Source organism: Pseudomonas sp. 10S4 (assembly GCF_034344865.1).
Taxonomy (GTDB): Bacteria; Pseudomonadota; Gammaproteobacteria; order Pseudomonadales; family Pseudomonadaceae; genus Aquipseudomonas.
This window is the reverse complement of sequence record NZ_CP133774.1, coordinates 3,797,131-3,810,910: the sequence shown is the minus strand read 5'-3', so window position 1 is coordinate 3,810,910 and position 13,780 is coordinate 3,797,131. Positions and strand designations below refer to the sequence as shown.

Sequence of the window (13,780 nt, the reverse complement as noted above, 5' to 3'; positions counted from 1 at the left end):
GCGGTGAGTCTTGCACGCAAGGCTCACGACGGGCCTTCCGCCGTGGTTTCTTATTGTCTTGTCTTAACGCTTCTTGCGGTTGGCGATGTGAATGGCGCCGCCATTCACTGCCAGAGCAGCTTCGTGCAGGGCTTCGGACAGGGTCGGATGGGAGAAAACCATCATGCCCAGGTCTTCGGCACTGGTGCCGAATTCCATGCCGATTGCGCCCTGCTGAACCAGTTCTGCAGCGCTCGGGCCAATCACATGGACGCCCAATACGCGGTCAGTCTTGGCATCAGCAATGACTTTCACGAAACCGCCGGTATCGTTGGCTGCCATGGCACGGCCACTGGCTGCGAACGGGAAAGTGCCGACGTTAACTTCAACGCCTTCAGCTTTCAAGGCTTGCTCGGTTTTACCGACCCACGCGATTTCCGGGTGAGTATAAATAACAGACGGGATCAGGTCATAGTTGATCTGGGCTTTGTGGCCCTTGATGCGCTCTACAACCATGATGCCTTCTTCGGACGCCTTGTGCGCCAGCATCATGCCGCGAACCACGTCACCGATTGCGAAAACGCCCGGAACGCTGGTTGCGCACTGGTCGTCAACGAAAACGAAGCCACGTTCGTCGATGTTAACGCCGCTGTCAGCTGCCAGCAGCTCGGTGGTCACTGGGCGGCGACCAACGGCAACGATCAGCTTGTCGAACGTGATGCTCTGTTCGCCGTTGGTATCGGTGTAGTTCACAACGACTTCGTCGCCGTTCACTTTGGAACCGGTAACGCGAGCGCCCAGCTTGATGTCCAGACCTTGTTTGGTCAGGGTTTTGTAAGCTTCTTTGGAAACCGCTTCGTCAGCTGCTGGCAGGAACTTCTCCAGCGCTTCCAGAACCACGACTTCGGAGCCCAGGCGGGACCATACCGAACCCAGTTCCAGACCGATCACGCCAGCGCCGATCACGCCCAGACGCTTAGGTACGGTTTGGAATTCCAGCGCGCCAGTCGAATCGACGATCACATTCTGGTCAACCGGAGCCGGTGGAATGTCGATCGGACGCGAGCCCGACGCCAGAATCACGTTCTCGGCTTCGATGATTTCAACGGTGCCGTCTGGCTTGGTCAGTTCAACTTTCTTGCCGGCCAGCAGTTTGCCGTGGCCTTGCAGGGAAGTAACGCCGTTAGCCTTGAACAGGGTTGCAACGCCAGAGGTCAGGCCTTTGACGATGTTGGCTTTACGGCCAACCATTGCAGCCACGTCCATGGTCACGCCAGCGTGATTGATACCGTGGATCGCGAAGCCTTCTTTGGCTTCCTTGTATTTCCAGGAGCTGTCCAGCAGCGCCTTGGAAGGAATGCAGCCGACGTTCAGGCAAGTACCGCCCAAGGCCAGTTTGCCTTCCTTGTCGGTGTATTTCTCGATGCAGGCAGTGGTGAGACCCAGTTGCGCTGCTTTGATGGCAGCTACGTAGCCGCCAGGGCCCGCGCCGATCACTACTACGTCAAATTTCTGCGACATTCAAAAAATCCTCTTTTAGCAACAAGCTTGAAGCCGCAAGCCTCAAGCCAAGCTGCAATTACTTGCAGTTTGGGACTTGAAACCTACGGCTGCTTCTATCAGATATCCAGCAGCAAACGAGCCGGGTCTTCCAGCAGGTTCTTGATGGTAACCAGGAAGGTCACAGCTTCTTTGCCATCGATCAGACGGTGATCGTAGGACAGAGCCAGGTACATCATCGGACGGATAACGACCTGACCGTTGATCGCCATAGGACGCTGCAGAATGTTGTGCATGCCCAGGATGGCCGCTTGCGGCGGGTTGACGATCGGGGTCGACATCATCGAACCGAAAGTACCACCGTTGGTGATGGTGAACGTACCACCGGTCATTTCGTCCATCGACAGCTTGCCGTCGCGCGCCTTTTTGCCGAAAGCAGCGATGCCGCCTTCGATTTCAGCCAGGCTCATCAGTTCGGCGTTACGCAGAACCGGTACAACCAGACCGCGGTCGCTGGAAACAGCAACACCAACGTCGGCGTAGCCGTGGTAAACGATGTCAGCACCGTCGATCGACGCGTTGACAGCCGGGAAGCGTTTCAGCGCTTCGGTAGCTGCTTTGACGAAGAACGACATGAAGCCCAGGCGTACGCCGTTGTGGGACTTCTCGAACAGGTCCTTGTACTTCGAACGCAGGGCCATGACTTCGGTCATGTCGACTTCGTTGAAAGTGGTCAGCATCGCCATGTTCGACTGAGCTTCTACCAGACGCTTGGCAACGGTGGCCCGCACGCGGGTCATCGGTACGCGCTTCTCGATGCGGTCGCCAGCGGCGAACACAGGAGCAGCGGCAGCCGGAGCAGCAGCCTTGGCAGGAGCAGCGGCCGGAGCAGCTTTCTTGGCAGCAACAGCAGCGACTACGTCTTCCTTGGTCACACGACCGCCTTTGCCGGTGCCGGCAACGGAAGCGACGTTGATGCCGTTTTCTTCAGCCAGCTTGCGAGCAGCCGGTGCAGCAACAGGATCGTCTTCGCCGTCGGCAGCTGGAGCAGCAGCTTGTGCAGCGGCCGGAGCAGCGGCAGCAGCTGGAGCGGCAGCAGCGCCGCCCTCTTGGATGGAGCCCAGGACTTCGTCGGACAGAACGGTGTCGCCTTCGTTCTTGACGATAGCGCCCAGCACGCCGTCAGCAGTAGCCAATACTTCCAGTACCACTTTGTCGGTTTCGATATCGACGATCAGGTCATCACGCTTGACGGCGTCGCCTGGTTTTTTGTGCCAGGTGGCAACGGTGCCATCGGCAACCGATTCCGGGAAAGTGGGGGCTTTGATTTCGATAGCCATTATCAGTGGGTCCTTAAATTCGGTTTCAGGTGCGCGAAGGCGTTAAACAGTAAAGGCGTCTAGCAGCAGTTTTTCCTGCTGCTCAGCGTGCATCGATGCATAACCACAAGCAGGTGCAGCAGAAGCATCACGGCCGGCGTACTCGAGAACGAGCGCCTTGTTGTGATTGCCAACGATGCGGCGCATGTGGTGTTGGCTGCAGTACCAGGCACCCTGGTTCATCGGCTCTTCCTGACACCAAACGATATGTTTGAGGTTGGTATAAGGAGCCAGGACTTCGTTCAAGTCGTCCTCAGGGAATGGGTACAGCTGCTCGATACGCACGATGGCGATGTCATCACGACCTTCGGCACGACGTTTTTCCAGCAGGTCGTAGTAGACCTTGCCGCTACACAGAACAATGCGCTCGACCTTTTTCGGGTCTTGGGCATCGATTTCCGGGATCACGGTCTGGAACGAACCTTCGGCCAGATCTTCCAGGGTCGAAATAGCCAGCTTGTGACGCAGCAGCGACTTCGGTGTCAGCACGATCAACGGCTTGCGCAGCGGGCGAATCACCTGACGACGCAGCAAGTGGTAGATCTGAGCTGGCGTAGTCGGCACGGCTACCTGAATGTTGTGCTCGGCGCACAGTTGCAGGTAACGCTCCAGACGAGCCGAAGAGTGCTCCGGCCCCTGACCTTCATAACCGTGCGGCAGCAGCATGGTCAGACCGCAAAGACGGCCCCACTTGTGCTCGCCACTGGTGATGAACTGGTCGATAACCACCTGGGCGCCGTTGGCGAAGTCGCCGAACTGGGCCTCCCAGATCACCAGCGCCTCAGGCGTGGTGGTCGAGTAACCGTATTCGAACGCCAGTACGGCTTCTTCGGACAGGAACGAATCGTACAAGTCGAAACGTGGCTGACCTTTGTACAGGTTCTGCAGCGGAATGTAGCTGCCGGCGTCTTTCTGGTTGTGCAACACAGCGTGACGGTGCGAGAACGTACCGCGGCCGATGTCCTGGCCAGTCATGCGGATCGGGTGACCTTCGAACGCCAGGGTCGCGTACGCCATGGTTTCGGCGTAACCCCAGTTGATCGGCAGGCCGCCGACTTGCATTTTCTGACGGTCTTCGTAGATCTTCGAAACCTGGCGCTGAACCACGAAGCCTTCTGGAATTTCCAGCAGCTTGGCGGACAGTTCCTGCAAGGTTTTCAGATCGAAACTCGTGTCGTGACGTGCAGTCCAGGCGTGGCCCAGGTACGGACGCCAGTCCACGAACAACTCTTTGTTCGGCTCTTTGACCAGGCTTTTCACAACATGCAGACCGTTGTCCAGCGCGTTGCGGTATTCGTCGATCTTGGCCTGTACGCGTGCATCATCAACCACACCGGCCTGGGTCAGGCGTTCGGCGTACAGCTCACGGGTGGTGCGCTGCTTGGTGATCTGCTGGTACATCAGAGGCTGGGTGCCGCTAGGCTCGTCAGCTTCGTTGTGGCCGCGACGACGGTAGCAAACCAGGTCGATTACCACGTCACGCTTGAACTGCATGCGGTAGTCGATGGCCAGCTGGGTCACGAACAATACGGCTTCCGGATCATCACCATTTACATGGAGGATCGGCGCCTGGATCATTTTCGCGACGTCGGTTGCGTACTCGGTAGAGCGCGAATCTTCCGGGTTGCTGATGGTGAAACCGACCTGGTTGTTGATCACGATGTGCACGGTACCGCCGGTTTTGAAACCGCGGGTCTGCGACATCTGGAAGGTTTCCATCACCACGCCCTGACCGGCGAATGCCGCGTCACCGTGGATGGAGATCGGCAGAACCTTTTCACCGGTAGGGTCGTTACGACGATCCTGACGGGCACGGACCGAACCTTCGACCACTGGAGAAACGATTTCCAGGTGGGACGGGTTGAAGGCCATGGCCAGGTGAACTTCACCGCCGGCGGTCATGACGTTGGAGGAGAAGCCCTGGTGGTATTTAACGTCACCGGAACCCAGCTCGACCTTCTTCTTGCCTTCGAACTCGTCGAACAGCTCGCGCGGGTTCTTGCCGAAGGTGTTGACCAGCACGTTCAGCCGGCCACGGTGGGCCATGCCGATAACGATTTCCTTGGTGCCGTAGGAACCGGAACGCTGGATCAGCTCGTCGAGCATCGGAATCAGGCTCTCGCCGCCTTCCAGACCGAAACGCTTGGTACCCGGGTATTTGGTGCCCAGGTATTTTTCCAGACCTTCGCCGGCAGTGACGCGTTCGAGCAGGTGGCTCTTGATGTCGGCGGAGTACGTCGGACGGCCGCGCACGCTTTCCAGACGCTGCTGGAACCAGTGACGCTGCTCGGAATCGGTGATATGCGTGAATTCAGCGCCGATGGTGCGGCAATATGTCTGCTGCAACGCTTCGTGAATTTCGCGTAGGCTCGCCTCCTCTTTGCCGATGAACAGGTCGCCGGCACGGAAGGTCGTATCAAGATCGGCATTGGTCAAGCCGTAATGATTGATCGACAGGTCTGCAGGTGCAGGACGCTGCCACAGCCCCAGCGGGTCAAGCTGGGCTGCCTGGTGGCCACGCATACGGTAGGCCTGGATCAATCGCAGCACTTCAACTTGCTTCTTCTCGTGCTCACTGCTCACGCTGCCGGCGGAAACCGGTTGTGCGCGGCGCTGGTTCTTTGCCAGCAAGACGAAATGGTCGCGAATTGTGGAGTGCGAAACATCGGTGGCAGTGTTGCCGTCAGCAGGCAACTTCTGAAAGTAGGTGCGCCACTCTTCTGGCACAGCGTTAGGGTCGTGCAGGTAGAGCTCGTAGAGCTCTTCCACATAGGCAGCGTTACTACCGGATAGGTAGGCGCTGTTCCACATGCGCTGCATCACGCTTTCTTGCATGCTTGGTCACCCTCGGTTAGGGGAACACCACCGGCGTCGACACCGAGCAAACTTGCAGAAGTCCGAATGCAGCGACTAAAACAAGCCACTTAGGATCACGCTGATAGTCCGGGTACCAGCCCGGATGCCCCTGCTTGTCTCATTTCTTCAAAATAAGAGCTGCAGCTTTATGAGCTGCTGCTCAGGTTAAAACTACGGCGCCGGTTGAAGCCTGCGCCGTAGCATCTACAGGTACAGCGGTACTACATTTACAACAGCCGGGTTACAGCTGCTGAATCACACGCCGCTTTGCAGCAACATGTTACGTACGTGACCGATGGCCTTAGTCGGGTTCAGGCCTTTCGGACAGACGTTGACGCAGTTCATGATCCCGCGGCAGCGGAATACGCTGAACGGGTCATCCAGCGAAGCCAGACGCTCGGCAGTCTTGGTGTCACGGCTGTCTGCCAGGAAGCGATACGCTTGCAGCAGAGCAGCTGGACCCAGGAACTTGTCCGGGTTCCACCAGAAGGACGGGCAAGAGGTCGAGCAGCAAGCGCACAGGATGCACTCGTACAGACCGTCAAGCTTTTCACGCTCTTCAGGGGTCTGCAGACGTTCGATGGCCGGAGCCGGCGTGTCGTTCTGCAGGAATGGCTTAACCTTCTCGTATTGCTTGTAGAAGATGCTCATATCGACGACCAAGTCACGGATAACCGGCAAACCTGGCAGAGGACGAACGATCAGCTTGTTACCTTTTACGACAGCGGACAGCGGCGTAACGCACGCCAGACCGTTTTTGCCGTTGATGTTCATGCCGTCGGAACCGCAAACACCTTCACGGCAAGAGCGACGATAGGAGAAACCCTCGTCCTGCTCTTTGATCAGGGCCAGCACGTCCAGCACCATCAGGTCTTTACCGTTGGTATTGACCTGGAATTCTTGCATGAACGGCGCAGCGTCCTGATCAGGGTTGTAGCGATAAACACTGACTTTCAACATGGCGGCCACCCTTAATAAGTCCGAATCATTGGTTCAAAGGTCGGGACTGTTTTTGGCGAGAAGTTCACGGCACGCTTGGAAACGCGCTTCTCACCCGGGAAATACAGGGTGTGACACAGCCAGTTAACGTCATCGCGCTCTTCGAAGTCTTCACGGGCGTGAGCACCGCGGGACTCTTTGCGGATCTCTGCGGCGATGGCGGTAGCTTCGGCCACTTCCAGCAGGTTCTGCAGTTCCAGCGCTTCGATACGAGCGGTGTTGAACGCCTGGCTCTTGTCGTTGATCTTGACGTTGGCGATACGGCTACGCAGATCAGCCAACTGAGCAATACCCTTCTGCATGTATTCACCGGTACGGAATACACCGAAGTAGTTCTGCATGCAGCTTTGCAGTTCTTTACGCAGGGTGGCGACGTCTTCACCTTCGGTACGCGAGTTCAGGCCATCGAGACGTGCCAGGGCAGCGTCGATGTCGGACTGGCGAGGGCGAGCGTAGTCAACGCCTTCTTTCAGGGTCTGTTCCAGGAACAGGCCGGCAGCACGACCGAATACCACCAGGTCGAGCAACGAGTTACCGCCCAGACGGTTGGCACCGTGAACCGATACACAAGCCACTTCGCCTACAGCGAACAGGCCCGGGATGATCTGGTCAACGCCTTCAGCGTCCTGAGTGATTGCCTGACCATGAATGTTGGTCGGCACGCCGCCCATCATATAGTGGCAGGTTGGAACGACCGGGATCGGCGACACGGCTGGATCGACGTGAGCGAAGGTCTTGGACAGTTCCATGATGCCTGGCAGACGGCTGTGCAGAACTTCTTCACCGAGGTGATCGAGTTTCAGCATTACGTGGTCGCCATCCGGACCGCAACCGTTGCCGGCGATGATTTCTTTAACCATCGAGCGAGCAACTACGTCACGACCAGCCAGGTCTTTGGCGTTCGGAGCATAACGCTCCATGAAACGCTCGCCGTGCTTGTTGATCAGGTAACCGCCTTCACCGCGGCAGCCTTCAGTAACCAGTACACCAGCGCCGGCGATGCCGGTCGGGTGGAACTGCCACATTTCAATGTCTTGTACCGGCACGCCAGCACGCAGAGCCATGCCGACGCCGTCACCGGTGTTGATCAGGGCATTGGTGGTGGACGAGTAGATACGGCCTGCACCGCCGGTCGCCAATACGGTGGCGTTCGCGCGGACGTAGGAGGTTTCGCCAGTTTCGATGCAGATGACGATCATGCCGACAAAGGCACCATCTTCGTTCTTCACCAGGTCGACGCCGTAGTATTCGTTAAGGAATACGGTGCCAGCCTTGAGGTTGGCCTGGTACAGGGTGTGCAGCAGTGCGTGACCGGTACGGTCGGCAGCAGCGCAAGTACGGGCAGCCTGGCCGCCTTTACCGAAGTCTTTCGACTGACCGCCGAACGGACGCTGATAAATGCGGCCCTGTTCGGTACGGGAGAACGGCAAACCCATGTGCTCGAGCTCGAAAACCGCTTCCGGACCTACGGAACACATGTATTCGATAGCGTCCTGGTCACCGATATAGTCGGAACCCTTGACGGTATCGTACATGTGCCAGCGCCAGTCATCGTTCGGATCTGCCGAGGCGATGGCGCAGGTGATGCCACCCTGAGCGGATACGGTGTGCGAGCGAGTCGGGAAAACCTTGGTTACCACGGCAGTCTTGTGACCACCTTGTGCCAGTTGCAGCGCAGCGCGCATGCCAGCACCGCCGCCGCCAATAATAATGGCGTCGAACGAAAGCGTATTAACTGTAGTAGACATGAATCAGATACCCCAAAGAATCTGCACACCCCAGACGAAGTAGGCGAACATCGCAACGCCGCATACTGCCTGGAAGAGGAAACGTACTGCAGTCGCGGACTTGCCCAGCGCCATCGGCGTCAGGTAGTCGGTCGCGATGGTCCACATGCCAACCCAGGCGTGAGCGCCAAGGGCCACCAGGGCCAGCAGACTGAAGATACGCATCCCGTTGCTTGCAAACAGCTCATGCCATTGGGCGTAGCCAATGCCAGGGTGCGCTGCGAGGTATCCGATCAGGAAAATGAAATAAGCCGCGAGAACAACCGCAGACACACGCTGCGCCATCCAGTCATAGAGGCCGGAACGCGACAGGTTCGTTACGCTGGTTACCATATCCAAACTCCCGCCAGAACGATCAGCACCGCAGACACGGCGATAATGATTTTCGAGCCCAGTTTGCCGCCTTCCAGCGTCTCACCGATGCCCATGTCCATGATCAGATGGCGCACGCCGGCTACCATGTGATACAGCAAGGCGGACAGGAGGCCCCATGCTACGAACTTGGCCAGCGGACTGGTCAAGCATGCCTTCACCTCGACAAAACCTTCCTCGGAACCCAGGGATTTGCCCAATGCATAAAGCATGATGCCAAGGCCCAGGAAGAGGATGATGCCGGAAACACGGTGAAGAAACGACGTAACGCCGGTGATGGGGAGTTTGATGGTCCTTAGGTCTAGGTTTACAGGTCGTTGGCTTTTCACGGCTTTTTTCACACTGAAGAGCCCCTAACAATCAGGGCAAAGTTGTTGGGGAGTGCACTGGTCAGGTAACCACCACCCAGGGATGCGACCCCCAATAAAGCAGGCCCAAAAGCCCCTGGCGGTCGGTGGCCGAGTATAGACAGTTAGGCTACTAATGACAACGCGTTCGCCTCCCCTAATAGCTCATTGCACAAGTCGGATAAAAGGCGTAAATGGCAGGTAATTTCGAGGAAAAAGTCCGGTTAAAGCCTTCTGGAGCAAGACTTTAGGCAAATTGACATTCGAATTTATCTCACTATAGTGGTGCGGGCCCTGCGTGGGGGGTCTGTCTGATGATTTCAAGCATAAATAGGAGGCCACATGGCTGACAAAAAAGCGCAGTTGATCATCGAGGGCGCAGCCCCCGTCGAGCTGCCCATTTTAACCGGCACCGTTGGTCCCGATGTAATTGATGTTCGGGGCCTGACGGCCACGGGCCGTTTCACCTTTGACCCTGGCTTCATGTCGACCGCCTCCTGCGAGTCGAAGATCACCTATATCGACGGCGGCAAGGGCATCCTGCGCTACCGCGGCTACCCGATCGAACAGCTGGCTGAAAAGTCGGACTACCTGGAAACCTGCTATCTGCTGCTCAACGGCGAATTGCCGACCGCAGAACAAAAGGCCCAGTTCGTCAGCACCGTGAAGAACCACACAATGGTTCACGAGCAGTTGAAGACCTTCTTCAACGGCTTCCGTCGCGACGCCCACCCAATGGCCGTCATGTGCGGTGTAGTCGGCGCCCTCTCGGCCTTCTACCACGACTCCCTGGACATCAATAACCCGCAGCATCGCGAAATCTCCGCGATCCGCCTGGTTGCCAAGATGCCGACCCTGGCAGCGATGGTTTACAAGTACTCCATGGGGCAACCCATGATGTACCCGCGCAACGACCTGACGTACGCGGAAAACTTCCTGCACATGATGTTCAACACCCCGTGCGAGATCAAACCGATCAGCCCGGTACTCGCCAAGGCCATGGACCGGATCTTCATCCTCCATGCCGACCACGAGCAAAACGCATCGACCTCTACCGTACGTCTGGCAGGTTCGTCGGGGGCCAACCCGTTCGCCTGTATCGCCGCCGGTATCGCTGCACTGTGGGGCCCTGCCCACGGCGGCGCGAACGAAGCTGTTCTGACCATGCTTGACGAAATTGGCGATGTTTCGAACATCGACAAATACATCGCCAAGGCCAAGGACAAGAACGATCCGTTCAAACTGATGGGCTTCGGTCACCGGGTTTACAAAAACCGCGACCCACGCGCCACAGTTATGAAGAAGACGTGCGACGAAGTACTGAAAGAACTGGGTATCAAAAACGATCCGCAACTCGAACTGGCCATGCGCCTGGAAGAGATCGCCCTGACCGACCCGTACTTCATCGAACGCTCTCTGTACCCGAACGTCGACTTCTACTCGGGGATTATCCTCAAGGCGATCGGCATTCCAACCAGCATGTTCACCGTGATCTTCGCTTTGGCGCGGACCGTGGGCTGGATCTCCCACTGGAAAGAAATGCTCTCCAGCCCGTACAAGATTGGCCGTCCGCGCCAGCTGTACACCGGCTACGAGTCGCGTGACATTACCAAGCTGGAAGACCGCAAATAAGATTTGTCTTGCGATAACGTCTTAAGTTGTACCGGGAACGGCCTCTATATTGAGGCCGTTTTTGTTTGTGCGATTTTTGAACATATCTGTTTCTTCGGTAACGACCGCTATTGGTTTCGCTCTTACAGCGAGTCACTTTCGAAAATCCGGAATGCCGGCCCAGGCGAAAGTAACCAAAGCGCTCATGCCCCTTTCGTTCGGTGCCTCGCTCAGGCTCGGCGTGCCTGCCGGCCTGATTTCAAGCATACGCGTTCCCCCTGTAGGAGCAGCCGAAGGCTGCGATCTTTTGATCTTGCTGTTGCCGTTGCCGTTGCTTTGGCTTTTGATCTTGATCTACCCGCCCCTTCGGGAGGCTGAGCGGAGGTGTTCATCCGAGGATTGGCGCGCAGCGCCGTTCGACGCAGTCGAACACATTGCATGTAGGTCGTAGCGAAGCAGACCGGAGGGCAATGCCCCCGGATGAATACCGGAACGAAGGAACGCCGAGCCCGAGCGAGGGGCCGGACGCTCGGGGCGAGCCTTTTTTTGCTTACTTTTTTTGGCGTTTGAAAAAAAGTGAGTCGCCGTAAGGGCGAAACCCTAAGCAGCCGTTACCGCAGAAACGGATATGTACACCATCAAAATCCCGGTCGGCTATCAGGCCGCCTTCGCGGGCAAGCCTCGCTCCTACAAAAACAAAGCCAAAGCCAAAGCCAATAAAAATGCCCCAATCTCTCGACCAGGGCATTTCTGTTTAACGCAGCTTATATAGACAAGCCTGAAACCTTAGTGCGAAACCGCCCCACTCGCCCCCAACCCAGTCTGCGAACGCACAAATTGCGGGAAGAACAACGCCCGCTCTTTATCAGCCGCCGCCGACTTATCAGTAATCGAGAAGAACCAGATCCCGGCAAACGCAATCGCCATGGAAAACAGCGCCGGATACTCGTACGGGAAGATCGCCTTCTCGTGATGCAGAATCTGCACCCAAATGGTTGGCCCAAGCACCATCAAGCCCACCGCACTGATCAACCCCATCCAGCCACCGACCATCGCACCGCGAGTGGTCAGCTTCTTCCAGTACATGGAAAGCAGCAGCACCGGGAAGTTACAGCTCGCCGCAATGGAGAACGCCAAGCCCACCATGAACGCGATGTTCTGGCTTTCGAACAGAATGCCCAGACCAATCGCCAGCACGCCCAGAGCGATGGTGGTGATTTTCGAGACGCGGATCTCATCCTTGTCGTTGGCCTTGCCCTTCTTGATCACGCTGGCGTAAAGGTCGTGAGACACCGCCGTCGCACCGGCCAGGGTCAAACCGGCCACAACGGCCAGAATGGTCGCGAACGCTACCGCCGAGATGAAGCCCAGGAAAATACTGCCGCCCACCGCGTCAGCCAGATGCACCGCCGCCATGTTGTTACCGCCCAACAGCGCGCCAGCCGCATCTTTGAAGGCCGGGTTGGTGCTGACCAGAAGGATTGCGCCGAAACCGATGATGAAGGTCAGGATGTAGAAGTAGCCGATGAAGCCAGTGGCGTACAGCACGCTCTTACGCGCTTCTTTCGCATCACTCACGGTGAAGAAGCGCATCAGGATATGCGGCAGGCCAGCCGTACCAAACATCAGTGCCAGGCCCAGGGAGAACGCCGAGACTGGATCTTTCACCAGACCGCCCGGGCTCATGATCGCTTCACCTTTAGGGTGAACCTTGATCGCCTCGGAAAACAGCATGTTGAAGTCAAAGTTGACGTGTTTCATCACCATCAGCGCCATGAACGAGGCACCAGACAGCAGCAACACAGCCTTGATTATCTGCACCCAAGTGGTCGCCAGCATGCCGCCGAACAGCACATACATGCACATCAGGATGCCGACCAGGATCACCGCAACGTAGTAGTCGAGACCGAACAGCAGTTGGATCAGCTTGCCGGCACCGACCATTTGCGCAATCAGGTAGAACGCCACCACCACCAGCGAACCGCAAGCAGACAGCGTGCGGATCTGGGTTTGCCCGAGGCGGTAGGACGCCACGTCGGCAAAGGTGTATTTACCCAGGTTACGCAGACGCTCGGCGATCAGGAACAGAATGATCGGCCAGCCCACCAGGAAGCCGATCGAGTAGATCAGGCCGTCATAGCCGGAGGCGTACACCAAGGCGGAAATACCCAGGAAGGACGCTGCCGACATATAGTCACCGGCAATCGCCAGACCGTTTTGCAGGCCGGTGATCTTGCCACCCGCCGCATAGTAGTCGGCTGCGGAGTTGTTGCGCTTGGAGGCCCAGTAGGTAATGCACAGGGTCAGGCCGACAAATGCGACAAACATCAGGATCGCGGAAACGTTGAGGGGTTGTTTGTGCACTTCGCCGGTCAGGGCTTCAGCCGCCCAGGCGCCGGGTGCAAAGGCTGCGATGCTCAATAGAGCCATTAGACGCCGGATCATTGCTGAGCCTCCTTGAGAATCAGATTGTTCAGGTCGTCAAATTCGCCATTGGCGCGTCGTACGTAGATTGCAGTCAGGATAAAGGCCGAGAGAATCAGCCCGACACCAATCGGTATCCCCCAGGTAATCGAAGATTCGGGGCTGATTTTCGCCCCCAGAATATGCGGCCCGTAAGCAATCAAAAGGATGAATCCGGAGTAAAGCCCAAGCATGATCGCGGAGAGTATCCAGGCGAACTTTTCTCGCTTACTAACCAGCTCCTTGAAACGCGGGCTGTTTTGAATCGAGAGGTAAATGCTGTCGTTCATTGTTTTTATCCTCGCAGCACAGATTATTGTTAGAACGTATCCACTTTATGCGGCTGCGGAACTGGTTCCAGACGACCTTAGTATTAGAACGACATGACGGTTTTGCCACTTTTCAGAAAATAATAATTAGCCTGCTTTGCACCCCGTAAACACACGGAAACGAAAAAGCCCCTTGGCATAAATGCCAAGGGGCTCTG

Annotated in this window: 10 protein-coding genes; 1 reads left to right on the top strand and 9 read right to left on the bottom strand. The window is 57.0% G+C overall.

Going from position 1 to position 13,780, the window contains the following annotated elements:
• Positions 1–63: 63 nt before the first annotated feature.
• The 7 genes from lpdA to sdhC all read right to left on the bottom strand — a co-directional run bounded on the left by lpdA (position 64) and on the right by sdhC (position 9,213).
• A complete protein-coding gene (gene lpdA / locus RHM58_RS17775) occupies positions 64–1,500 on the bottom strand; it encodes a dihydrolipoyl dehydrogenase (RefSeq protein ID WP_201201882.1) in 1,437 nt (478 codons plus the stop codon).
• A gap of 98 nt (positions 1,501–1,598) precedes the next feature.
• Positions 1,599–2,819 (bottom strand): 2-oxoglutarate dehydrogenase complex dihydrolipoyllysine-residue succinyltransferase, encoded by a 1,221-nt coding sequence (odhB, locus tag RHM58_RS17770; RefSeq protein ID WP_322267802.1) that lies wholly within the window; start codon positions 2,817–2,819, stop codon positions 1,599–1,601.
• A gap of 42 nt (positions 2,820–2,861) precedes the next feature.
• Positions 2,862–5,693, bottom strand: coding sequence for a 2-oxoglutarate dehydrogenase E1 component (locus RHM58_RS17765; RefSeq protein WP_201201879.1), 2,832 nt, complete (start codon positions 5,691–5,693; stop codon positions 2,862–2,864).
• A gap of 276 nt (positions 5,694–5,969) precedes the next feature.
• Complete coding sequence (locus tag RHM58_RS17760) at positions 5,970–6,674, bottom strand: succinate dehydrogenase iron-sulfur subunit (protein ID WP_201194917.1); 705 nt, start codon at positions 6,672–6,674, stop codon at positions 5,970–5,972.
• A gap of 11 nt (positions 6,675–6,685) precedes the next feature.
• The gene (gene sdhA / locus RHM58_RS17755; RefSeq protein ID WP_201201873.1) at positions 6,686–8,461 is read right to left on the bottom strand and encodes a succinate dehydrogenase flavoprotein subunit; all 1,776 of its coding nucleotides are present in this window, start codon (positions 8,459–8,461) and stop codon (positions 6,686–6,688) included.
• Between the two features lie 3 nt (positions 8,462–8,464).
• Positions 8,465–8,833 (bottom strand): succinate dehydrogenase, hydrophobic membrane anchor protein, encoded by a 369-nt coding sequence (gene sdhD / locus RHM58_RS17750; protein WP_123510546.1) that lies wholly within the window; start codon positions 8,831–8,833, stop codon positions 8,465–8,467.
• The gene (gene sdhC, locus RHM58_RS17745; RefSeq protein WP_201194921.1) at positions 8,827–9,213 is read right to left on the bottom strand and encodes a succinate dehydrogenase, cytochrome b556 subunit; all 387 of its coding nucleotides are present in this window, start codon (positions 9,211–9,213) and stop codon (positions 8,827–8,829) included. The genes sdhD and sdhC overlap by 7 nt, the downstream gene beginning before the upstream one ends.
• A 348-nt stretch (positions 9,214–9,561) precedes the next feature.
• Here sdhC and gltA point away from each other — a divergent pair, with 348 nt between their 5' ends.
• A complete protein-coding gene (gltA, locus tag RHM58_RS17740; protein ID WP_322267801.1) occupies positions 9,562–10,851 on the top strand; it encodes a citrate synthase in 1,290 nt (429 codons plus the stop codon).
• A 765-nt stretch (positions 10,852–11,616) separates the two neighbouring features.
• Here the strand turns inward: gltA and RHM58_RS17735 are convergent.
• Positions 11,617–13,275 carry a cation acetate symporter gene (locus tag RHM58_RS17735; RefSeq protein ID WP_201194925.1) on the bottom strand — a complete coding sequence of 553 codons (1,659 nt, stop codon included), beginning with the start codon at positions 13,273–13,275 and terminating at the stop codon, positions 11,617–11,619.
• The gene (locus tag RHM58_RS17730) at positions 13,272–13,583 is read right to left on the bottom strand and encodes a DUF485 domain-containing protein (RefSeq protein ID WP_059407499.1); all 312 of its coding nucleotides are present in this window, start codon (positions 13,581–13,583) and stop codon (positions 13,272–13,274) included. The genes RHM58_RS17735 and RHM58_RS17730 overlap by 4 nt, the downstream gene beginning before the upstream one ends.
• Between the last annotated feature and the right edge of the window lie 197 nt (positions 13,584–13,780).

Coding starts and splice junctions, on each gene's coding strand:
- lpdA (WP_201201882.1), bottom strand. CDS start 1,500: ATGTCGCAGAAATTTGACGTAGTAGTGATCGGCGCGGGCCCTGGCGGC.
- odhB (WP_322267802.1), bottom strand. CDS start 2,819: ATGGCTATCGAAATCAAAGCCCCCACTTTCCCGGAATCGGTTGCCGAT.
- RHM58_RS17765 (WP_201201879.1), bottom strand. CDS start 5,693: ATGCAAGAAAGCGTGATGCAGCGCATGTGGAACAGCGCCTACCTATCC.
- RHM58_RS17760 (WP_201194917.1), bottom strand. CDS start 6,674: ATGTTGAAAGTCAGTGTTTATCGCTACAACCCTGATCAGGACGCTGCG.
- sdhA (WP_201201873.1), bottom strand. CDS start 8,461: ATGTCTACTACAGTTAATACGCTTTCGTTCGACGCCATTATTATTGGC.
- sdhD (WP_123510546.1), bottom strand. CDS start 8,833: ATGGTAACCAGCGTAACGAACCTGTCGCGTTCCGGCCTCTATGACTGG.
- gltA (WP_322267801.1), top strand. CDS start 9,562: ATGGCTGACAAAAAAGCGCAGTTGATCATCGAGGGCGCAGCCCCCGTC.
- RHM58_RS17735 (WP_201194925.1), bottom strand. CDS start 13,275: ATGATCCGGCGTCTAATGGCTCTATTGAGCATCGCAGCCTTTGCACCC.
- RHM58_RS17730 (WP_059407499.1), bottom strand. CDS start 13,583: ATGAACGACAGCATTTACCTCTCGATTCAAAACAGCCCGCGTTTCAAG.